This is a genomic window from Actinomyces mediterranea (assembly GCF_900155595.1).
GTDB classification, from domain to species: Bacteria; Actinomycetota; Actinomycetes; order Actinomycetales; family Actinomycetaceae; genus Pauljensenia; species Pauljensenia mediterranea.
This window is the reverse complement of the sequence record NZ_FTPB01000003.1, coordinates 611,010-632,306: the sequence shown is the minus strand read 5'-3', so window position 1 is coordinate 632,306 and position 21,297 is coordinate 611,010. Positions and strand designations below refer to the sequence as shown.

At 57.7% G+C, this 21,297-nt stretch carries 16 protein-coding genes, 1 tRNA gene and 1 pseudogene; 17 read left to right on the top strand and 1 reads right to left on the bottom strand.

Annotated features, from left to right (window positions below):
• Positions 1 to 233: 233 nt before the first annotated feature.
• Positions 234 to 302 carry a hypothetical protein gene (locus BQ7471_RS11830; RefSeq protein ID WP_328586644.1) on the top strand — a complete coding sequence of 23 codons (69 nt, stop codon included), beginning with the start codon at positions 234 to 236 and terminating at the stop codon, positions 300 to 302.
• Between the two features lie 589 nt (positions 303 to 891).
• Positions 892 to 1,452: a transposase gene (locus BQ7471_RS03970; RefSeq protein WP_076464350.1), complete on the top strand. Its 561-nt coding sequence runs from the start codon at positions 892 to 894 to the stop codon at positions 1,450 to 1,452.
• Positions 1,453 to 1,655: 203 nt separating this feature from the next.
• Here the strand turns inward: BQ7471_RS03970 and BQ7471_RS11620 are convergent.
• Positions 1,656 to 1,760: pseudogene (locus tag BQ7471_RS11620) on the bottom strand (IS481 family transposase); the annotation flags it as partial.
• Between BQ7471_RS11620 and BQ7471_RS11790 the strand changes: the two are divergent.
• The 15 genes from BQ7471_RS11790 (at position 1,750) to BQ7471_RS03885 (ending at position 21,101) form a co-directional block, all read left to right on the top strand.
• Positions 1,750 to 1,878 (top strand): hypothetical protein, encoded by a 129-nt coding sequence (locus tag BQ7471_RS11790; RefSeq protein WP_268874458.1) that lies wholly within the window; start codon positions 1,750 to 1,752, stop codon positions 1,876 to 1,878. The pseudogene BQ7471_RS11620 and the gene BQ7471_RS11790 overlap by 11 nt on opposite strands.
• Before the next feature lie 334 nt (positions 1,879 to 2,212).
• The gene (locus tag BQ7471_RS03960) at positions 2,213 to 3,229 is read left to right on the top strand and encodes a hypothetical protein (protein WP_129583343.1); all 1,017 of its coding nucleotides are present in this window, start codon (positions 2,213 to 2,215) and stop codon (positions 3,227 to 3,229) included.
• Complete coding sequence (locus tag BQ7471_RS03955) at positions 3,226 to 3,639, top strand: hypothetical protein (protein ID WP_076464346.1); 414 nt, start codon at positions 3,226 to 3,228, stop codon at positions 3,637 to 3,639. The genes BQ7471_RS03960 and BQ7471_RS03955 overlap by 4 nt, the downstream gene beginning before the upstream one ends.
• A gap of 17 nt (positions 3,640 to 3,656) precedes the next feature.
• Positions 3,657 to 6,452, top strand: a complete 2,796-nt coding sequence (locus BQ7471_RS03950) for a bifunctional glycosyltransferase/CDP-glycerol:glycerophosphate glycerophosphotransferase (RefSeq protein WP_159438509.1) — start codon at positions 3,657 to 3,659, stop codon at positions 6,450 to 6,452.
• A 93-nt stretch (positions 6,453 to 6,545) separates the two neighbouring features.
• Positions 6,546 to 8,987, top strand: coding sequence for an acyltransferase (locus BQ7471_RS11475; RefSeq protein ID WP_205408241.1), 2,442 nt, complete (start codon positions 6,546 to 6,548; stop codon positions 8,985 to 8,987).
• Between the two features lie 109 nt (positions 8,988 to 9,096).
• Positions 9,097 to 11,178, top strand: coding sequence for a CDP-glycerol glycerophosphotransferase family protein (locus BQ7471_RS03930; RefSeq protein WP_076464340.1), 2,082 nt, complete (start codon positions 9,097 to 9,099; stop codon positions 11,176 to 11,178).
• Positions 11,179 to 11,187: 9 nt separating this feature from the next.
• Positions 11,188 to 11,895, top strand: a complete 708-nt coding sequence (locus BQ7471_RS03925; protein WP_076464338.1) for a glycosyltransferase — start codon at positions 11,188 to 11,190, stop codon at positions 11,893 to 11,895.
• Positions 11,896 to 11,959: 64 nt separating this feature from the next.
• Positions 11,960 to 12,088: a hypothetical protein gene (locus BQ7471_RS11785; RefSeq protein ID WP_268874457.1), complete on the top strand. Its 129-nt coding sequence runs from the start codon at positions 11,960 to 11,962 to the stop codon at positions 12,086 to 12,088.
• A complete protein-coding gene (locus BQ7471_RS03920) occupies positions 12,075 to 12,443 on the top strand; it encodes a type II toxin-antitoxin system RelE family toxin (RefSeq protein ID WP_129583341.1) in 369 nt (122 codons plus the stop codon). The genes BQ7471_RS11785 and BQ7471_RS03920 overlap by 14 nt, the downstream gene beginning before the upstream one ends.
• A gap of 449 nt (positions 12,444 to 12,892) precedes the next feature.
• Positions 12,893 to 13,438 carry a hypothetical protein gene (locus tag BQ7471_RS03915; RefSeq protein ID WP_076464335.1) on the top strand — a complete coding sequence of 182 codons (546 nt, stop codon included), beginning with the start codon at positions 12,893 to 12,895 and terminating at the stop codon, positions 13,436 to 13,438.
• A gap of 560 nt (positions 13,439 to 13,998) precedes the next feature.
• Positions 13,999 to 14,520 (top strand): 50S ribosomal protein L10, encoded by a 522-nt coding sequence (gene rplJ / locus BQ7471_RS03910; protein WP_076464333.1) that lies wholly within the window; start codon positions 13,999 to 14,001, stop codon positions 14,518 to 14,520.
• A 99-nt stretch (positions 14,521 to 14,619) separates the two neighbouring features.
• On the top strand, positions 14,620 to 15,003 hold the full coding sequence (rplL, locus tag BQ7471_RS03905; RefSeq protein ID WP_076464332.1) for a 50S ribosomal protein L7/L12: 384 nt from the start codon (positions 14,620 to 14,622) through the stop codon (positions 15,001 to 15,003).
• A 319-nt stretch (positions 15,004 to 15,322) separates the two neighbouring features.
• A tRNA-Asn gene (locus tag BQ7471_RS03900) sits at positions 15,323 to 15,394 on the top strand.
• Between the two features lie 1,036 nt (positions 15,395 to 16,430).
• Positions 16,431 to 17,396, top strand: coding sequence for a class C sortase (locus BQ7471_RS03890; RefSeq protein WP_235821219.1), 966 nt, complete (start codon positions 16,431 to 16,433; stop codon positions 17,394 to 17,396).
• A gap of 795 nt (positions 17,397 to 18,191) precedes the next feature.
• Entirely contained in the window at positions 18,192 to 21,101 is a 2,910-nt protein-coding gene (locus BQ7471_RS03885; RefSeq protein ID WP_407922678.1) for a CshA/CshB family fibrillar adhesin-related protein, read from the top strand.
• Positions 21,102 to 21,297 lie beyond the last annotated feature (196 nt).

Genomic DNA, 21,297 nt, shown 5'->3' with positions numbered 1-21,297 from the left:
GAAGCAGAACGCGCGGCTGCGCGACGAGCACGCCGCACAGACTGACGAGCACGCCGCACAGACTCAGGAAACGTAGGAGGCCCTGATCACAACGCGGCGGGGTGGTGAAAGATTCTCACCACCCCGCTTTGTGTTGTTGTCATGGTGCCTTACGCTTCCTGTGGGTCCGCTGAGTGTTCTTCTAACAGCCATTCTGTGTCAATGACGAGGCCGCCCTCGGGGGTGTTCGGGTAATGCACGAGAGGGGGCGCCGAGTCCCCCAGGATGTGTCCGTCGTGGGGTTACGGGCTTCCCCCGGCTGAATGCGCTTTCCCACCCCTGACGACGGTCAGGCGGGACTTCCCTCTCGCAGGGGGCATGCGGCTTCGTCAAGGAACAACTCGACGGAGGCCCCCGCGATGGAAGCCGTCGCATCATCTTTCCGACTGAATCGGTCGTGCGCGCGAGCACCGCGCCGCCGGGCGGGGTAGCGACGCTCTTTGAGAGGGTGGACGCATTCTGTGTGCTGCACGTGCTGAAATCCCACCACGGGAGAGTCGTCGTGTGAGACGTTTGGGCAGCGATTCGTCGCGCGCGAGAGCAGTCGGAGGAGAGTCAGAAAAAAGACGTTGTGCACGAGCTGGGCATCGACCGTTCTACCTGCATTAAGGCCGAGCGGACGCGAAAGCTTGCCGCGCTGGAATTTACGGATTGGCGTCCGCGTCCTGTGCCTCGTTCATGCAACGCATATGCAACGCAACGGCTTGCGTTGCTGTGTTGCTACGACTCCTTGTCTAAGTTCTAAGTTTCATGCATGGCTGCTGATCTGGACGAATACGTTGATCAGTTCTTCAACCGTCCCTTGCATGATGCTGGCCCCCCTTTACCTTCCTGGCTGCCGACGCGCTGACCATGAAAGTACGAGAAGGCGGGCGTGTCTTTAACGCTGTGGTTTTGCTAGCCGCCGCCGTCAACGCCGATAGCAGGCGCGAAGGAGTGGGAATGCGTGTTGCTACCAGCGAGACTGGCGCAGCCTGGAAAGAGTTCTTCTCTGACCTTTTAGCCAGAGGCCTAAACGGGGTCCGCCTGGTCACCAGTGACTCCCACACGGGCCTAGTAGAAGCAATCGCAGCCCACCGCCGGGTGCTACCTGGCAACGCTGTCGCACTCACTACGCCGCCAAGTTTGATGTCCATAACCCCAAAGACCTACTGGCCGGCTATCAAAGCAATGCGACACTCGGTCTACGAACACCCAGACGCCCAGGCCACCAACACCCAGTTTGACCGCCTCGTGGACTACGTCCAAGACAAACTCCCCCGGTCTTTGAACACCTGGACACTGCCCGGGCAGACATCCTGGCCTTTGCCCATTTCCCTGCCGGACTGTGGGCCCAGATCTAGTCAAACAACCCCAACGAACGGCTCAACCGCGAGATACGCCGCCGCACCGACTGCGTGGCATCTTCCCTAACCAGCAAGCCACCACCCACCTGGTCGCTACGGTCCTAGCCGAACAAACCAACGAATAGGCAGAAAACCACCGCTACCTCAGACTAGAAACCCTTACCCACAACTACACCACCACCGACCCCGCCCAAGGCCACCAACACCATCCTCACACTCCACGCCTAAACCCAAACACCCCCCGTTACACCACTACCAGAAACTCGACTGTCTGGTCTTCTTCACGGTGATGTCGAGCTGGTCGCAGACGTGGTGCCACAGACGTGGCTTGTAGGCCGATCCGTTATCAGACAGGACCTGCTCGATGGCGACGCCGCAGGCATTCGATCCGTTTATCGACGAGATCGAACCCTATCTGACCGTCGTCCGAGCCGATGCTCTGAGGCAACGGGTCGCACGGCGGCGCGACGACGTTTTGCGTCGCTTCACCTGACTAGCGTCATCGTGCCACGATCAGGAGTGTTATCGGGCAAATATCGTCACCCATCCGGCTATCCTGAGATTACCGCGACCGGGCCGGTGGAGAGGATGATGGTGAAGAAGTTGAACGCCTGTCACAACCGAGCGCCCGGCACGCGCGTACACACCCGCGTCGACACGGTGACATCCTCAGGGAACAAACCTCAGCAACACTTTGACTTCCAATTCTTCGGGTCGTCGGAGGGAGTCTTGTATAGGATAAGTGAGATCACCAGCAAGGTTGTCTCACTGTATTTCGTTTCTTCTCATGATGATGAGGGACTCGACTCGTTTTGAAAGGATTCAATATGTCGAAGGACGTGGATTCAATGAAGGACAATCCTCAATCCTCTCGTCCAGAGATTCCTGCCTACTGGTTGAATTGGTCCAGCTTATGGGATCGACAGCTCAAGAGAGCCATATCAGAGTGGGATACGGGAGCTTTTCGTCATTTGAATCGTCAGTATGAGGCTCTAAGGCAGGCATTTGAGGCTTTTCACGTTGAGATCTCGCCACTTGATGCTGCTGCATTGCAATCGGCACGTGCAGCTTTCTTGACAAGGCATGCGACTGAATCGAGAATCCATTCCGAAGAAGACGTTTTGCTTTGTTTCATCCTGACTGAAGAAGAAATGAAGTGGCGTCGCGTCCTGTTGACAGCAGCCGATGACGGCGTCGAGGAGGCTTCGGAAGAGCTTCATATCGAGTGTTCGGCCGACCTAGCGACGGCGTTCCTCTTCGCGGCTGTCATTGATCGTTCGCTCGCTGACTTGCTGACGTACGGGATGGTTGCGGTATCCGAGACCGAAGCGCCGGGAGAGCTTCTTTACCGGATGATGGAGCTTGTCGAGGACACGGTGCTCAGCCTGGATATCGGGGCTGATCCGGAAGATGGACTTGAACGTGCAGTGAAAGAAAAACTTTTGGAGCGAGTATCGAACGCTCGGATTGGAGCGCTTCTTGAGCGCTTGGAGTCAGATGATACCCGTGTCCACCTCGCACGGGACATCGGGGTGATGCAGATGAATCTCAACGAGAAGCCGACTGATCTTTTCACTCAGGCAGATCGGATCGGCCAATACGGAAAAGTCCACAATCTCCGTTTCGTCGACGATCACAGGTATCTTGGTCGTGCATTGATCGATCTCGTCGCCCAGGACTTCCGAGATGCCCGATGGGAAGACGTCTGTGAGTCTGCTGAGGCTCTTGTATCTACAGGTGAGCTCGCTCCTGTGTCCGAGTCGCTTCTCATAGTTTTCTCGGACTGGGCTGCGCTTCAATGCGTTGAAAACCCCATATCCACCTCGATAAAATCACTCCCATGATTCCCGTTATGCAGGAACTGCACAGCCTGACCGAGCTGTGCAGGTCGATCAGGCTCAACGGTCTGAGATTCGTCGCCGATCCCACTGCACTTGATGGTCTCGAGTCACCGGGGGTCATCGGTCAGGCCCTTGCACTGATCGTCACGGATGAAGAGTGTCCGGATGTGAGCAAGATGGTGGAACTCGGCGATATCTCAGATCAGTTGCTTAAAGGCAATCTTTTTGCGAAGTCTCTTGGAGCGTGGCTTCGTACAATCCAAGCGATTATTCTGTTTAGACGCGGTAGATACGCCTACGCGAAGAGGGTAGCGACTTACGCTCTTACACTCATTGTGCGATCGGTTGATGAACGAGAAGTCATTGAAGATATGCTTCGGCGAATCATCAGCGATAGTGCTGCTGCCGAATGAACGTGGAGAACAGCGACATGAATCCGATTGAGCAGACAAGTGCTATCGAGTTGTTCGATAGGAGGGATGAGCAGAGAGTCCCCTTGTTTTCCGTTGTCATTGCTCTCTATAATGCTGAAGAGTACTTCGCCGCTACAATCGACTCTTTGTGTCGTCAGACAATCGATGCGAATGATCTTGAATTCATCGTGGTGAATGACGGATCTACGGATGCTTCCTTCGAGCTTGCACGAAGGTGGGCTGCAAAAGACTCCCGAGTTGTATTGGTCAACAAGAATAATGAAGGAATCGCCTGGACGCGCAAACACGCTCTCAAGCATGCACGCGGCAGATGGGTGACTTCAATCGATCCGGATGATCTCGTTGGACGTAACTATTTTGACGAAATTAAGAAGATGATCATCCTTGATACCGAAAACGTCGTTTCCCTTTATACAACGCGTGTGTACATCACAAACGGTTCGACTGGCCGATTCCGCGACTCACATCCGCTCGGAGGAAAATTCCGATCGGGTAACCGCGTGGTCAGCTTGAACGATGAACCGAATACAGTCCAACTCGGAGCGACGTGCGTGATGCGTCGGGACATTCTGGAGAACAACGGGATCACTTTCGATCCCAAAATTCAACCAACTTTTGAAGACGGTCACATGATTCTTCGCTACCTGATGGAGTTTTCCGATCCCGTAGTTGGTCTTGTTGCAACTGCTCATTATTTTTACAGAAAACGAGCAGATTCCTCGTCTGCGGTTCAGACAGGATGGGCCCAGATTGAAAAATATACTGTTCAGCCGAAAAAAGGATATCTTGACCTTGTTCATCGTGCAATGGACAAATTTGGTACTGTGCCCGACTGGCTTTCTTGTGCTCTTCTATATGACCTCATGTGGTATTTTAAAGAATACCATCGGATAGGTTCATCAGTTCGCTGGATCGGCGCAGAGACTAACGCCGCATTCATGAAGACTTGTGATCAGATCTTTGCGGAGTTAACCTGGCGTCAAATCTCTGGATTAAAAGTCAATACTCCGAGATTTTCTTTGCGAGAGGCGCTCCTCGTAGGCTTTGGGATGACGGAGCCGAATGCCCGACTCTTCAAGTGGGGATCGACCCGCGCAACAACCAGCTGGACTCTCGAAGTGCCCGACGGTGATCATCTCATTGAGATCTTCGAACGAGGCCGCTCAGTCGATATTCGTCCTGAGAGCGTAATGATCCACGAATACTTCGGACGCGTGTTGATGCGTGAGTACTCCATCGAGGCGCCGGTCGGTGATATGGCAGTGTTTATCGATGGAAAGCCGATTCCGCTTGCATCGAGCAAGCCTTGCGTCCTCGGGGATCCTGGGCTCAATCGGTTCGCTGAACTGACTGAGCGGTGTCGTGAAGTGATGCTGAGGCAGACCAGTCGCGATAAGATGATTGAACGCTTCGAAGTCGAGGCTGGAATCCGTTCCGTAGGGCGCGCCACGCTTGCATGTCAGAAGCTCATCAATAGACTAAAGTCCCATGCTGAAGATCCGACGACACTCACAAGCGTGTCAAAGGCTGATGTTGAATCCGTCATTGCGACAGTAGGAAATAGTTTCGATAATTGTTGGATCATTCTCGATCGGCCGCATAAGGCTGATGACAACGGTGAACACCTTTACCGCTACATCAAAGATAAATGCCAAGACATCAATGCCTTCTTCCTGCTGAGGGAAGATTCTCCCGACTGGTCTCGTCTGGAAGAGGAAGGGTTCAGGCTATTGGCGTACGGCTCGCCAGAAGGAATCGCAGCCGCTTCGCGTGCAGCTGTTGTCATCTCTTCCGATGCTGTCGGGGAGTGCATGCACCTCATTCCGAAGGCGCTTGGCATCAAAGCGAAGTATAAGTTTGTTTTCCTTCAGCATGGAGTAACTATTAATGATATTTCAGACTGGCTGAATTACAAGGCGATCGATCTGTGTGTCGCCGTGACTCGAAGCGAATATGATGTCTTCGTATGGAAAGAGTCAAAGTACCTCTTTAAAGCTGCAAACGTTGCCTTGACTGGATTTCCGAGATTCGATGCATTGCTCATGAAGGCGCGGGTGCACGATTCAAAGGTGAAGTCGGGAGCTGCCTGTCTCCTCGTTATGCCGACCTGGCGCCGTTCATTAAAACTGTCGTTGGATGCAGCGATAAGTGATGAAGAAAGAAGGGAGATTCTTCGTGAATCGACCTTCATCAAGAGCTGGCTGTCCCTTGTCGCTTCCCCGGTGCTAAAGGCTCTCGTCGATGATGGCAAGCTTCGCGTTCGTTTCGTTGCGCATCCGAATCTCGTTGAGTTTCAACATCTCCTTGATCATCCGGACTGGATCGAATTTGTTGATCCAACGAAGCAATCTTTCCAAGATCTGATTGTCGAGGCGGATCTGTTCTTGACCGACTACTCTTCTTTGGCCTTCGACATGGCATATGCGGGGCGCTCAGTTGCCTATTATCAGTTCGATCGTGAAACGATTGGGACTGGTGTGCATTCGTGGACGCCAGGCTACTTCGATTACGAAACGATGGGCTTGGGACCGCTCCTGAAGGATCATGAATCTGCCGAGCGATGGATTCATAATGTCTCATTGGGCGTGCTAGACACTGAGGAGCTCTATCGTGAGAGGGTGAAGAATACCTTTGCTTATATCGATACTAATAACTGTTTCAGAGTCGTGGAGGCGATCGAGCATATGTTGAGTGGTGACTCTGCTTGGATAGTGCATCAGGCTGAGGATCACGTCGTTCGGATCAAAATGTCTGATTTGACCTCTTCGTCTCCTTCCGAGTTCGAGGACTGACGGTGAAGTTTTTAGGCTTCGGGAGCTCACGGACGTGAGTTTGCTTCACTCGGCATCCTCAAGTTGGCGTAACTTCTGTTGAAAGGGAATGAAATGAGTGATCAACTGGATAGAGTGGGATGCTTTGAGGTTGATCTCCCGTCTGGGAAGCTATCGGTGACTAGGAAGCCACCATCGTCAGATAGGCGCAGAATTCTTGTTGTATTTTCCGGTTTTCGCAAAGCATTTACGGTTGATCTTGGTGGCGACAGTCTTGCGCCGGTACGCAATGAGATTTTCTGGATTCATGATGTGTTTGGTATACGCAGTAAAGAAGGCTATTACATCGCTGCTGACGGCGACTATGGTCCATCGATTTTAGTAAAGGAATTCTTTGAGCTCCTCGCTGAGAAACGTAAGGTCAAATACAGTGAAATCGTAACTACGGGGTTCTCAAAGGGAGGCTCAGCTGCGCTGTATTTTGCCCTCGAATGCGGACTGGGTGGATGTGTGATCGGGGTTCCGCAATTACGGATGGCCTCCTATGTTAAATATCACTGGCCCGAAGTTCATGAGGCGATGACCAGAGGCAGCGAAGTCTTTACAGAAGAACTTGACGGTATACTCCATCAGTCTCTGCAACGACATAAGGGTTCCAAGGTTCCGGTCTATCTGCTCAGCAGCGAAGACGATCCTCAGTTCTTCTCTGAGATCGAGCCCAATCTTCCGAGTTTTCAGGCGCTCACTCAATTTAATCTTGTCATGGTTGACTCTGTCTTCGTTTCAAAGCACATTGATGTCACGCCGTATTGTGTGCCGATCATTCAAGCTTTGTTGCTCCTCCTTCTTGATGGCCTCGTCCCCCAGGTTGGTGAAGTGCAGATCGGTTGGCAGGTCGACAGGCGCCCGCGGATTGATCAGCCGAATACTGTCGAAGCCTGGTGCGTTGGAGGAGAACTCCGTGAGGGAACTTTCTTTCCGAAGCTTGATACCTTCGTGCGAGGTATGCCTATCGATGAATACGGCCAATGGAAGCGGGTTCTACGAATCGGAGACCAGAGGGTTCAGCTCGGCTCCGAGATACACGAGGAGTTGTCGAAGAAGTATTACGCCGTCGACTACGTGAACTATCGAGCCGCTCGCTCGGTCTCCTTCAAGAATAGAGGCATCGACATCCGGGAGATTTCGGACGGACGCCATCCTCTGATGCTAGAATTGACGCGAAACGGAGAGTCTCAAACTCATGTTACGTCGATAAAATCAACCCGCGTAATGCATGATACGGGCAATGTAGGTCGCCGGATTGTCCGATTCTGCTCGGACTCTGAAGGGGCCGAGCTTGAACTCACTGAGATCTCCGATGTTCGGCTTGTCCCGACATCCGACGTGACATTCCTTGATGAATGTACTTTGGATGCTGGGGGGTGTCACCTCAACCTCCGTGGGAGGCTGCTGGACAGTGGAATGATCGCAATGAACTGGGGAGATCTCAAGTACACTGCAATCTTCGATGATGGGGAGTCGCTGCGATCGATCGCTTTAGGGATGCTGAGTCGCCCTGGTCCCGGTATTCCACGTAGTGCGGAAAAGGCCTATTACAGCGATATGAAACTCGCAGGGATTCCTCTGGATCAATTCCCCGACGGAGAGTACGGGGTCGCTGTCGTGGTCTCGACTCCGTGGAGTATTGCGAGCTCGGGGAATCTGTGTGCCCTCCGCATCCGCAATGGCCGAGGTGATCTGCGTGTTGGTGCGAAGCCCACATGGGCGACGACGGACGCGACAGGTAAGGCACATATTGAGAGTGGACCGCGAGGAGATGGGGGACTGACAAGCGTGAATGAGCAGACGCGCATGCGACCGGATCCCGTGACAGTGGAGTGCGCAGCCTATAGTGACGAGCGCGGTAATCGAATCATCTGCGAGGGCGATGCCCTCAACGGATGTGTCGTGACCTTTCGAGGTTATGATGCGACGGTCCTCGTCCGCCCTGGTGCAAGTGTCACCAAGCTCAGCATCGACTTCAACGGGGACGGCGGACGTTTCATCATCGGTGCGAATCCGCAACGACGTTCATTCTCGGCATCGGTGCGCGTCGGGCAGGATTCAACGGTCGATATCGGGGCGGGTGTCAGTTCCACATCGCCGGTTATTATCTCAGCGGTTGAGGGAACCACTGTCCGCGTTGGCGATGATGTGATGTTCGCATCGCAGAATCAGGTTCGCGCTGATGACGGGCATCCCATCTTCGATGTACGTTCAGGAAAAAGAGTGAACCCCGCGGAGGACATCGTCATCGGTGACCATGTGTGGCTCGCCTGGGGTGCAACAGTTCTTGGAGGTGCGCGCGTCGGAAGCGGAACAGTTCTCGGAGCCTTCTCCTTGCTGACGAAGGAGGTTCCGAATAACTGTGTCGTCGTTGGCTCCCCTGCACGTGTCGTTCGGCGGGATATCGCCTGGGAACGTCCGCACCTGGGGCTTGCGGAACCCTTCTACAAGCCTGACGCTTCGACGGTTACCAGATCTATCGACTATTGGAAACTCACGGAGGAATGAAGAGCCTGCTCGCGTTGGTTGAGGAGGCGCCTGGCGAGAACGGCAACCTAACATGTTACGAACGGCTGAAGGAACCGGTGAGGCATATGAACAGAAGCATGGAGTAGGAATGGCTCCCACTGGTTCAGTCGCAGTCGCCCCGATCCTGCGGGAGCACGACGGGGGGATCCATGACGATCATCCGTTGTTGACGCGGAGTGTGCAACACACGCGGGTGATCGACCTCAACGTTGAGGCGTGGGCACTCGTCTGTGGCGCCGACGGAGTGACCGTCGAGGGAGAACCGGACTCGTACGCTTCCCGTGCGCCCGAAGACTGCGACGGCGTCGTGTGGACCGCGGAGACAATCTGCCGACACGGATCACGGGTCAAGCTCGGCGGAACGCCCATCGTCCAACGAGTCGACAATGATGCGCGCGTTGCACGGTGGAGCCGCATCGACATCTACCGGCAGGTCCTCAACTACGAGATCCCCCGCCTGCTCGCCCTCGATATCACAGCCAACCCGTGGATCGGACGCCTCATCATCTACCGGCTACTCGAGGTCACCGAAGCAGACCGGGGACACGACTACGGGGCGGCGCATCTCAGCAGCAATCAACGCGCATGGGTAGCGCACAGGTTGCGTGAGATTCTCACCCGGATCCCGCCCTCGATCATCGAGGACTACCAGGTGACATCCGTTGCGCCCAATCGCCTTGCGGCTCTGCTCGCTGTTGCCGATGGAACCATGCCCGCCCCGACCCTCATGGCGGACACACCCACACTGCCCGTCCGTCGTGTCAGCGTCTTCCACCCCGCAGGAACCTCACCGGACGATCACTGGCGTGTCGACGGCGAACCGGTCCAAGTCGCACACGTCAAAACGATTGACCATCAGTTCTTCGACGACGTTTTCGTCCACGAGAGGATCGCCTGGCTGCCCAGGGGAACTGTGGAGCTCGTGCGGGACGGAACGACTCTGACCACCGGAGTCCACCGTCGACGCCGACCACCCGTCATCAACCCGCCCTCCTTCGCTGCTCGCCTCGTCAAAGCGGTGTCGTGGCGCAGTCGAAAAGCCATCAACGCCTACGCGTCCGCATGGATGAAGCGACTCATCAACAACGAGCCGAAAGTAGCGAGTGACACGGATGCTACCGCCCAGCAGACCCGACAACCAGTCTGGCTGTACATGGACCGGCACAACTCCGCAGGCGACAACGCCGAGCCCCTCTACCGCTACGCCTCACACCACGTGCCCGGAGTACGCCACATCTTCGCCCTCGAACGCACCAGCGAGGACTGGGAGCGCCTGCAAGCCGACGGCTTCGCCCTCGTCGACATCCACGCTGACGAATTCGACCAGGCGTGGACGCAGGCCGACGCCCTGCTCCTCGCAGACATCGGCGACCCCGCAGCCCACCTGCGCCTGACCGGGAAGCGAACGCGGCGCGACCAACGAGTCGTCTTCTTGCAACACGGCGTCACCATGCGCGACATGTGGCGATGGATGAACGGCAAACGGATTGACGTCATGATCGCCGCGACCCCCGTCGAATACCACGCCCTCGTTGACGACCACACGTCCTACACGCTCACCGAACCGGAAGTGTGGCTCACCGGTTTCCCCCGCCATGACCTGCTGCACCCGATGCTCGGCAGGGACCGGGACCGCATTGTCCTCGCTCCCACATGGAGAGTCTCCCTCGTACACGGCCTCGAAGAACACTCCGGAGACTACACGGGTCTTAATGCCGTCTACGCCCCGTGGATCGCGCTCGCGCGCCGACTACACGAGGCGGGCAAACGAGTCACCCTCTTCATCCACCCTAAGATCGCGCTGCTCGCCCCGGCATGGGTTGACGGCCTCGACCTCGACACGACAACCGGGCGCGACGTGCCCGAGCAGCTTTCGCGGGCGATCGCCACCGTCTCCGACAGGTCCTCCATCCTCGACGACGCGATGCTGCTCGGCGGGGTGGGCATCGTCTGGGATCCCACCCAATCGCCCGACACCGACCACTACCGGCAGATGCATGTCAACGTCGGCGCACTCGAAGCGCGCAGCGCACGCGCGGTCATCGACTTCGTCGACGAGGCCGAGCGCGGAATCCTGCGCATCTCATCCGCCGTCACCATCCCCGATGACCAGGCGCGACGCAGAATCGTGGAGCGCCTACTCGCCGCGGGACTCGGACCCTCGCCGTGAGCGCCTCGCATGATTGGAACGCCGAGGGTCAGCCTCGTCGTCGCCGTCTACGGCGTTGCCGACTGCTTGCCCCAGTTCTTCGCTTCGCTCGACGCGCAGACGTATCCGCACGAGCGGATCGAGATCGTCCTCGTCCTTGACGGCGTCGTCGACGACTCGCCCACGCTGTGCGCGCAGTGGTCGGCCGGGGCCGATATGAGCGTGAGGATCGTCGAACAGGACAACGCTGGACAGGCCGCCGCCCGCAACCGCGGGTTCGCCAGCGCCACAGGGGAATGGATCGGATTCCCCGACCCTGACGACACCCTCGGCCCCTCCTACGTCGAGGAACTCATGGGCGCCCGCGATCTGCGCAGCCCGCTCCTCGTCGCGCGAATGCGGATCCGCCGGGGAGCGGTCGACTCGCCTCATCCGCTCGACTTCCGATTCGAGGCCGGGGCGCGCACCATTGATGCGGCCGCCCAGCCGCAGGGCATCCACCTTGCAACGAAGTGCTGTCTCATCCACCGCTCCGCCCTGGAGGCGCTCGGGCCGGAGCTTTTCCCCGAGGACCGTGACGCCCCGATCTTCGACGGCGCCACGCTGATCGGACGGCTGCGGGCCGCCGACACGCGAACGGTCGTCGCGTCCGACGCCGTGTACTACTTCGAGAAGCGAGAAGCGGGCGACTCCGCCGTACAAACCGCGTGGACGAAGCCGGACGGGTACGTCGATTAGTTCGGCACACGCTACATGCCGTAACCTGCGCGCAGCGAAATCGGCGGCGTGGGCGCAGCAGACGGTGCTCTACGGCCTCGGGTGGCATTTCATCTTCATCGACCAGAATCCAATGCTCGCCGCTGTCGGCAAGGTGTGGGAAGAACATGTGAGCCTGCTGCGTGAACTGCTCGCCGATATTGACGGCAAGTAGATCCTCCGCGCCCCGTGGGGGGTACTTCACCGCCGCAGCACGGGCGCGCCTGTTCCTGCTCAAGGGGTATGACCGGGCGGCGATCGGGGAGAACGGTGAGGTGACGACAATGTATGTGCAGGGTGAGGCCGTGCCGGTCGGAGCTTCGGCCGTCGGTGGCGGGGACACGACTGGTGAGGACACGGCGGCGGGGGAGGAGCCGCGCCCGCACGGTGCGAAGAAACTCGTCGGTGAGCAGGCTGCGTGGCGGATCAAGGGTGGCGACTATCGCGTCATTCACGACATGATCGATGCTGCTCTGGTCGTCACCGTCGTTCGAGTCATCCATCGCACGAGGTCTATAAGAGGTCTATAAACGGTAACGTGTGACAGGATTGGCGCTCGTATGCAGTGTTGTCACACGCAGTGCCCCGACCTGCAAATGGTAGGTGGCACGTGGTGTGGTTCGTCGGGGACGCGTCTGCTCTAGGTTTCCTGCCGAAATCACGGGGAATACGACGGGAATCGGTCGGGAACCCTGGAATAGACTGCGGGTGATACAAGGCGCGGGGTGTCCGCCCGCGAAAACGCACACAGTTTCCTGATCCGTTAGCTCTATCTGTCGCAACGCCACTCTCTGACCTGCATTAATAGTGGAGCCGATGCGCTCTCAAGATCGCCTCGAGCCGAAACTGTGTGCGTTTCAGCGGGTCGAATGACAGTGACTGTGATCAATCAGCCGCCCGTAGTGGGGAAAAGGCTCTGGTTCGGGTACGGCGGTCCGTATACAGTTAATAGGGAATTATGAGGCGGACGGGAGGACGCATGGCACACGACCAACACGACGCGGCGTCGTCCATTGAGACGACCGATATCCCGAGGCGTCATTCCCGTATTCGTTCCATGATCTTCCCGTTGATCATCGAGATCGGCGTCACTGCGGTGCTCGCGGTGACGGCGGTCTACTTCGTTTCCGGCTCCCACGCCGAGCCTGAGAACAATGCGGTTGCAGCTGTGCAGACCCCCCAGCCCGTGAAGTCGGTGCGGTTCGAACAGTCCAACGCACAATCAGGCGATGCGCAGTCCGCGGGCCGATCCGATGTTCAGTCGGCCGGGACCGTCGAGGTTGAGGCGAGCGACGAGGTCGAGACCTACACGCCGTGGGTTGAAACCGAGAACGACGGCGGATACTACCAGTCTGATGCCGGCTACTACGCCCCGCCCGTGGAGTCCGCACCCGTCGACACACACGTGCCCCAGCCTGACCCTGCGCCCCAACCTGAGTCCGAGCTTGAACCGGTTCCGCCTGAAGAGCCGGTTGATCCGGTGGACAACGGCGACAATGGCGCAGACACCCAGCAATCTGAGTAACGACACATCACATCAACGCCTCGCGTCGGCGCGCCGGTGGACATGTCATTCCCGCTGATGCTTGTGCCTATTCTTGGCCTATTCCGGGTCGTGCCGCGCTGGCAAGTGGGCTGCGTCGGACGCGGCTGTGCCGCATGTCGACAGTCCTTGTCCGGGGGCAATCCCCGCGTAATGCCCGGAGCAGGCCCCGTCGATTGAGAGGGGGTCGGGGCGAGGGCGTACTCTCCGTTTGCGAGATGTGTACGAAGGCGCGGCGAGTGTGTGGGACAGGGGGTATTACGCGGCTCTCGCCTTCGATGCACGATCCCCGTGCCCACCCTCACAGCCGACTGACTTGGCGGGCGGTCTCGTCGATTGCTAAGGTTGGGGGTGCCGAAGACCGTCAGGCGCGCGGGCGACCGCGATGAAATGCGAAAGCAGCCGACGCAGGTGAGTGAACCGTCACGCGGAATCTCCTTGATAGGGAAGGGACCGACGGCGGAACGGACTTGTGAGCCCGACACGAACCTGCGTGTCGGGCTTTTTCATTTGTCTGGCGGCAATTATCTGGAAGGAGGACCATGGCGAGGTCTGACAAGGTGGCGGCAGTTGCCGAACTCGTGGAGCGCTTCCGCGCGTCCGACGCTGTCCTGCTGACTGAGTATCGCGGCCTGACCGTCGGCCAGCTCAAGCAGCTGCGTCGCGGACTGGGCGACAACGCGAGCTACGCCGTGGTGAAGAACACGCTGGCACGGCTGGCGGCGCAGGAAGTCGGACTCGACTTCCTGGCTGAGGACCTCAAGGGTCCGACCGCTATTGCCTTCGTCTCCGGCGAGCCCGTCGAGGCCGCCAAGGCGCTGCGTGATTTTGCCAAGGAAAACCCGAAGCTCGTACTGAAGTCCGGCGCAATGGATGGCTCCGCGCTGTCCGCAGAGGCTGTCAAGAAGCTTGCGGATCTGGAGTCCCGCGAGGTGCTGCTGGCCAAGGCCGCAGGCGCCCTCAAGGCCAAGATCTCTCAGGCTGCGTACGCGTTCAACGCGCTGCCGTCCAAGACGGTGCGCACCATCGATGCTCTGCGCGAGAAGCAGGGCGAAGCGGCCTGACGAGACAGGCCCTGCGCGCCGACGCCCCCGCAGGATCACGCGCGCGGAACTCACCAAATATCTGCTCTCGTAGCAGGCCAACAAGGAAGGATGCCTACCATGGCAAAGCTCTCCAATGACGAGCTCATCGAAGCTTTCAAGGAAATGACCCTCATCGAGCTCTCCGACTTCGTGAAGCTCTTTGAAGAGGTCTTCGACGTGACCGCTGCTGCTCCGGCCGCCGTTGCCGTTGCCGCCGCTCCGGCTGGCGAGGCCGCTGCTGAGGAAGAGAAGACCGAGTTCGAGGTCGTCCTCGAGTCTGCCGGCGACAAGAAGATCGCCGTTGTCAAGGTCGTTAAGAACCTGACCGGCCTGGGCCTCAAGGAAGCCAAGGATCTCGTCGACGGCGCCCCCTCGACCATCTTCGAGAACGCCAAGAAGGAAGACGCCGACAAGGCCAAGGCTGAAATCGAAGAGGCCGGCGGCAAGGTCACCCTCAAGTGATTTCGCTGTCCCTGGGCTGACGCTCCGCGCGGCGTAGGGACCAGAAGCGCTCTGATGCTTCGACGTGTGCCCGGTGGGTGTGATGCCCGCCGGGCACACGCGTATCGTCGGGTGGCTTGTCGTTCCGTTTTCGGGCAGGATGTCGTGGCCTCCGGTCGACGGGTTGACCGGTGGAGCCGCACTCCCGCAGTGACCCTTGCTATTGACAGGTCGGGGATTCGCCAGGCGTGCGCGCGGACCCGCAAGTGAAGTGAGGCGCGTGCCACGTTCGGCGATTTGCCCCTGCCCGGGAGTGTGCTCCATAATTGACGGGTCGCAATCCCGCGTAGCTCAACGGCAGAGCATCCGACTGTTAATCGGACGGTTACTGGTTCGAATCCAGTCGCGGGAGCAGTTCAGTGGTCCGAACCGTCGGTTCGGACCACTTGCTTCACCACTACGCGATCCCTCGGCGATCAGCCCACTATTTCGCGTTCGGCTCACTGAAGATGCAATGGTGCACGGCGCATCGCTCACACGCCGCCTTCTGGCGGATCATAGTTGAGGTTCGCGGCAGACATCGGGGGAGTGCCGAGCTGGTTCAGGCTGTCTGCTTCGACCGGACCCCGGGGTTAAAGGACACTAGGGGGTGTCGGCTCTTTTTTGGAGTCTTTCTGGTTCTAGCTGCTCTGGGATCCTTGAGGATGACCGTTCATTGCTGTGGAGCATATGACCAGAGCGCGATCCGGTACGTGCGAAGGCGGACTATCAGGCTGACTACTCGCAGCGTGAGATCGCGGAGATCATGGGAGTGACGCAACCGGCCGTTGCCGAATTCGACAGTCAGGAACATGATCCTCGCCTGTCTACCTTGCGCCGCTACGCGCTGGCGGTGGGTGCTACGGTCACTCACCGTGTAGTCATTGCTGACGGTTCGCAGATCTTGCCGACGCAAGCGGATGAGGCGGAAATGGTTGCTGAGTGCCGGAGGATTCGGATGGCGTAGGTAGTGCTTGCTGCACTCACAACGAGGGCGATGCCTGTGTTGCGACAATCGCTGTGGCCTACGCCCCGGCTCTTGGCAAAGGCTCTCACCCTTCCCGAATCCCTATGGCTCTGCCAGCGATACATGTCCTCTTCACTTCGTGCATCCAATGAGCCGCACCTCCTAGCGAATCATGCTTATAGAGCAGATCTCGCTATTTCGAGGCGGTGCGGAGCCTGTTTTTCGATTCCAATCGTCCAGATCGATTCTAATCGCTTCCGAGGCCTCGCCTCTCATGGATTCACGCTAACCATGCTCGCCCGCTAGGCTGTCAGAAGAGTTGTACCGGTGGAAAGATAAAGACATGATGAAGAATCGTCCGCAGCACGCTGAGGTTCGCGGCAATCGCGGTGTGTCCCGGTTCGGGGTCGCTTCTAGCACCGCTTCGGCGCCTCATACCGGGGTGGAGCCGGCGAGTGCGTCGCGTACCGACGCGCGCTCGCCCCGTACTGCTGCGCAGGCGCCCGGCAAGTGGAAGCTCAACTGGTTCTCGCTTATTCCTGCATTCCTGGCTATTGCGGGTCTGTTGATCTTGTCCTATCCGACGGTGGCCAGCTGGATCAGCCAGTACAACCAGTCAAAAATCGTTTCCCGCTACGAGGTCCAGGTGGACACAGCGGATCCGGAGAAGGAGGTCCAGCTGAGCCGTGCCCATGAATACAATGCCGCACTCAATGTGGGGGCTCTGCTCGAGGCAAATACGAATGTCCCGACCGGCAATGGTACGTCGAGTGACGAGAGCTTGGATTACAACTCGATCCTCAGTGTCAATTCCTCGGGTCTGATGGGCCGCATCCGCATTGATTCGATTGATCTCGATCTGCCGATCTACCACGGCACCAGTGATCAGACTCTCCTTCAGGGAGTGGGACATCTGGAGGGTACGTCGTTGCCGGTGGGTGGCGAAGGGACTCGGACCGTTTTGACGGGGCACCGAGGCCTCGCAGACGCGAAGATGTTCACCGATCTCGACAAGGTGCAGCCGGGCGACACCTTCGTGTTGGAGATCTTCGGCGAGGTCCTCACCTATCAGGTGGATGACAAGAAGGTTGTGGAACCGGAGGACACTGAATCTTTGCGAGTCGAGGCGGGGCGGGATCTTGCGACCCTGGTGACGTGTACGCCTCTGGGGATCAATACCCACCGCATTCTGTTGACGGGGGAGCGGATCATGCCGACTCCGATTAAGGATGTGGAAGCAGCGGGCAAGACCCCGACGGTGCCACATTTCCCATGGTGGGCTGTGTGGATTCCTGCGGGCTTTGTCGTCGTTGGCGTGTACATCTGGTGGGCGGGTAGGCCGATCGCTCCCCAACGCCGCGACGAGGACGAGTCGCTGGACGAGATTGAGCTGCTCCCTGCTGAGTGACGATCAGCATGCTGAGTGGGTATGATGCGCGAGCGATCGATGATGTGCAAATGCGACGCACATCATATGTAACAGTGTTTTAACTATCGGTGATGAAAGCTCTGATTGGTCCGGTTTGCCTGGCGTGAGTGACAGATGTGATCTTCCTCACTCCGGCCGATGGAAACCTGAAGCATATGTGAGAGTTTCCGCACTCTCATGCTGTTAATTCACGTTCGCGAAAATGATAGTCATCAGGCATTGGCGCTTCTCGCGACCGGTATGCCCAGTTTTGAAACATTGCGATGTTGCAAAGATGTGCAGCTTGTTCAATTTCTATTGAAAGAATGTGGGCACGCTACCGGGTAACCATACAGATCCATTATGGTGTAGGATTTATCTGACAACATTTCCTCCATATGCGAGGGCTGCGGTCGGAAGAGTATCCCTAAAAGCAACACGATGAGGGTCGATATGCACTTCAACTCGCACGGGCGGATTGACGCTGGTCCAGCGCATGCTGCGCACCGACGGAAGAAGTGGGGGCGAAGCCTTGCAGCGATGGCGGCGCTGACCTCACTGGCAGTCGGCGGATCCCTTGGGGTCTTCCCGATTGGACAGTCTCGCGCCGTTGAAGCGGATGAATTCACTACCTACGCGGTGGCGACTAACGCACCCGAGAGCGGAGTTCAGGTCGCTTCCGCTGGCGAGGCCGATGCATCGCAGTCCGACCAGAGCGGTGCGACCCCTGTCGAGGCAACCCCCGAGTCCGGTGCTATGAGCGCGTCGGGGTCTACCGCACCTGCCGCGCCTGAGGTGAATGCTGAAGCTACCGACGACGATGACAGTAACTCCGTGGGCTCGGAGTTGGCCGACGAGGGATCATCCACACTGGCCGGCTTGGGAGCTTCTCCGCGTGCGCGAGCACCGCGTGCGGGAGAGCTCCCCGCCGTCTTCGCCACCGGGGGTTCGGGAAGCTACACGAGTTCCATCCAGTGGCTCCAGTGGGCCCCATTTTCAGACTTTCTGAACCCTGACGGCTCCCGGAAAGACAAGCCGAATGTTCCCGTCCTGAACTATGGGCAGCAGCGTGTCTTCTCCAATGTTCGAGACCTTGGCGATGCCGGGTCCTTGATCACGAATTGCACTCTCGACAATCTCGATCTCATCTCGCAGAAGAATCAGCAGGGGGAGGCCCATCCGTCTTCCTGGAAGGGGCCCCTCGTGGCGACGATTCCGGGAACCTGGGCGGGCGATGCACTCGACAGTCTGTATAACGTGGGAGGCCCTGGCGTGTGGAAGGACGGTTCGCTCTTCTGGCACAGTGGTCTTACCTACCCGCAGGACTACACGAATAAGAATGAGATGGTCATTGGGCTCGCCAATGGGTACGCCTACAATGGCAGCGGCGGGCCGGGCACCGGTCAAGACGCCCGAGTCTCTTTCAATCTGTCATGTACCGCGAAGCTCGTCGTCAATGGATCCGAGAAACCCGTGCAAGTTCGCGGGCTCGTCTTCGCCGATGCTGAGGCGTCGAGTGACAGGACGCCATACGGGAATTCAAATACGACTGTGACCGCGGACTCCGTTGGGGCTCGGGAAGACGAGTGGATCCAAGCCGAGGTCCCCGCAGGGACGAAGTGGCGTTTACTCGATCGCTTGCGCAGCGAAAACTGCAACGGAGTGACGACGAACGCCATTATCTCCTCTAACAACACAAAACTGCGCCTGATGCCCTCAGGTGAAGAGTGCGTGTACCAGGGTGGTTCCTATGCGCACCCGAACGGACTGGGCGGCCCGGATGCGGTGGTGTTCATGGAAGGGGCTACGAGCGCGAAGATCACGATGCAAGGAGCGGGCTACTCCGCTGTCGCGCTTGGCCTCATCATCTCAACGGACTTCGGCGATGCCCCGTACTCTTATGGATACGCAGGATCCCTCTTCGAGCCCAAGTGGGAGCAGGGCAACATCTCCTGGAATAAAGGAACAGCTGCCATCGGCAGTGACCGCAAGATTGATCTCTTCGACGGTATTGATCCTGCCACGTTGATCGCTGACGAAGCGGCACCGAGCCTCGGTCATAAGATCGATGCAGAAGGCATGCAGAGATTCTCCGATGGTGCAGACGGCGATGACAAAGACGGTTTCTCCAACGATGAGGATGCCATTGACGCGAATGACCTTCACATCGAGACTGTTCCAGGCGGGACACACAAACAAACAGTTGTCTGCGGCGGAACGGGCAAAGCTGCCGGTTGGATTGACTGGAACCACAATGGTGTTTTCGACGAGGCCACCGAAAAGAGTGATGAAGTGGCGTGCGTGGCGGGAAAGGCTACATTGACATGGGATGTCCCATCAGATGTCGTACGCTCCGTCACCGGTGAAGAGAACTCCCAAAGCGACACGTACATGCGACTGCGCATCACCAAGGACAACGGGGGGAACGGTCAGCACGCTACCGGTATCACAACGACCGGTGAAGTCGAGGACTACAGAGTCCCTGTTCGGATTCCGACTCTTCAGCTGGTAAAGAAGGTTGATGGTAAGTATGCCTCTACTGAAGTATCAGCCCTGAATACCGATCAATGGACGCTCACAGGTCGAAATAATGCCGCGCCCGCTGGATTCGCAATCGTGTCCGGCACGACGGACACCGGTGTGACGAACGTCGTTAATGGGAATTACGCTCTGTCTGAAACATCTTCACATGCTGACGCCGACGGCTATGAGGCGAGTACGTGGACATGCGGTGAGACGCCCGGAACAATTGCGGCCGCTGGAAGTTCATACACATCATCTGTTGAGTCGCAAGATCCTGGAGTGGGGATCGTCACTGTAAAGAACACTGATCGTGTCACCTGTGAGGTTACGAACGCGACCAAGCCGGGAACGATCGGCTGGGATAAGGTTGATGCTGACGGGACGAGTCTACTTGCGGGAACCACGTGGAAACTGACTGGTCCCGAGGTTCCGCCGGGTACCATTGTCTCCGACTGCACAGCAGCGACGTGCCCTGTGGGCCCGTACAAGGATCAGGATCCTGCTGCGGGTAAATTCAAGCTTACGGGGCTCTCCTGGGGTACTTATTCGATCGTTGAAGAATCTGTACCTGCGGGCTATCAGAAGTTGACCGATACCTTTGTCTTCCCGACAGTCGGACCGCTTCATCTCGAATCCCGTCTTGCGAAACTTGATGGAAAGGTGACTGATGCAGGTGCGATCATCAATAAGCGGCTCACCGGTTCTGTCACCTGGAAGAAGGTTGACGCAGATAACAAGGAAGCACTCAGCGGGTCGGAATGGAGTCTGACAGGTGGTAGCGGGCTGCCTCTGAGCGGAGTCACAATCACGGATTGCGTCGCGGATTCCGCCGATCAATGCCCCAAAGTCCCCAATGCTACCTACTACGACTCTGATCCTACTGCTGGCTCATTCAAGGTTGTCGGAATCGATTGGGCGACAGATCAGTACGTCCTGAGGGAATCGAAGGCTCCTGCGGGATATCAACTCTCTCAAGAGGAGCATAAGTTCTCCATTACGCCGACAGCGCTCAATTACACGTTCGGGATAGCGTTCGAGAATAAGAAGCAAGGTGTTCCGGATCTGCCGCTGACAGGCGGAATGAGTGCTGATGCCTTCATCTTTGGAGGCGTTGGAGTGCTCGCCGTCGGAGCCATCGCGGTGGCCGTAGTGGGATGGAACCGCAAGAAGCAAGCGATGTGATGACAATGCTCACACATCACATGCTTACTCAGTACGGTCAATCATGGTTGAATTGTCCAGTATCTATTCGATCGTTGATTGATGAACAGACGTGGGGACGTCGAAAGACGCCTCGCACTGAAGAAGAGAATTGTGTCGAGCGACAGAGCCTGAGGACTATGTCGGGGCCGAGCCCCGGTAGTCCAATTGCTCAGTC

Bases quoted from the DNA above. Each gene is read 5' to 3' on its own strand.
- BQ7471_RS03970 (WP_076464350.1), top strand. From the start codon at position 892: ATGAAAGTACGAGAAGGCGGGCGTGTCTTTAACGCTGTGGTTTTGCTA.
- BQ7471_RS11790 (WP_268874458.1), top strand. From the start codon at position 1,750: ATGGCGACGCCGCAGGCATTCGATCCGTTTATCGACGAGATCGAACCC.
- BQ7471_RS03960 (WP_129583343.1), top strand. From the start codon at position 2,213: ATGTCGAAGGACGTGGATTCAATGAAGGACAATCCTCAATCCTCTCGT.
- BQ7471_RS03955 (WP_076464346.1), top strand. From the start codon at position 3,226: ATGATTCCCGTTATGCAGGAACTGCACAGCCTGACCGAGCTGTGCAGG.
- BQ7471_RS03950 (WP_159438509.1), top strand. From the start codon at position 3,657: ATGAATCCGATTGAGCAGACAAGTGCTATCGAGTTGTTCGATAGGAGG.
- BQ7471_RS11475 (WP_205408241.1), top strand. From the start codon at position 6,546: ATGAGTGATCAACTGGATAGAGTGGGATGCTTTGAGGTTGATCTCCCG.
- BQ7471_RS03930 (WP_076464340.1), top strand. From the start codon at position 9,097: ATGGCTCCCACTGGTTCAGTCGCAGTCGCCCCGATCCTGCGGGAGCAC.
- BQ7471_RS03925 (WP_076464338.1), top strand. From the start codon at position 11,188: ATGATTGGAACGCCGAGGGTCAGCCTCGTCGTCGCCGTCTACGGCGTT.
- BQ7471_RS03915 (WP_076464335.1), top strand. From the start codon at position 12,893: ATGGCACACGACCAACACGACGCGGCGTCGTCCATTGAGACGACCGAT.
- rplJ (WP_076464333.1), top strand. From the start codon at position 13,999: ATGGCGAGGTCTGACAAGGTGGCGGCAGTTGCCGAACTCGTGGAGCGC.
- rplL (WP_076464332.1), top strand. From the start codon at position 14,620: ATGGCAAAGCTCTCCAATGACGAGCTCATCGAAGCTTTCAAGGAAATG.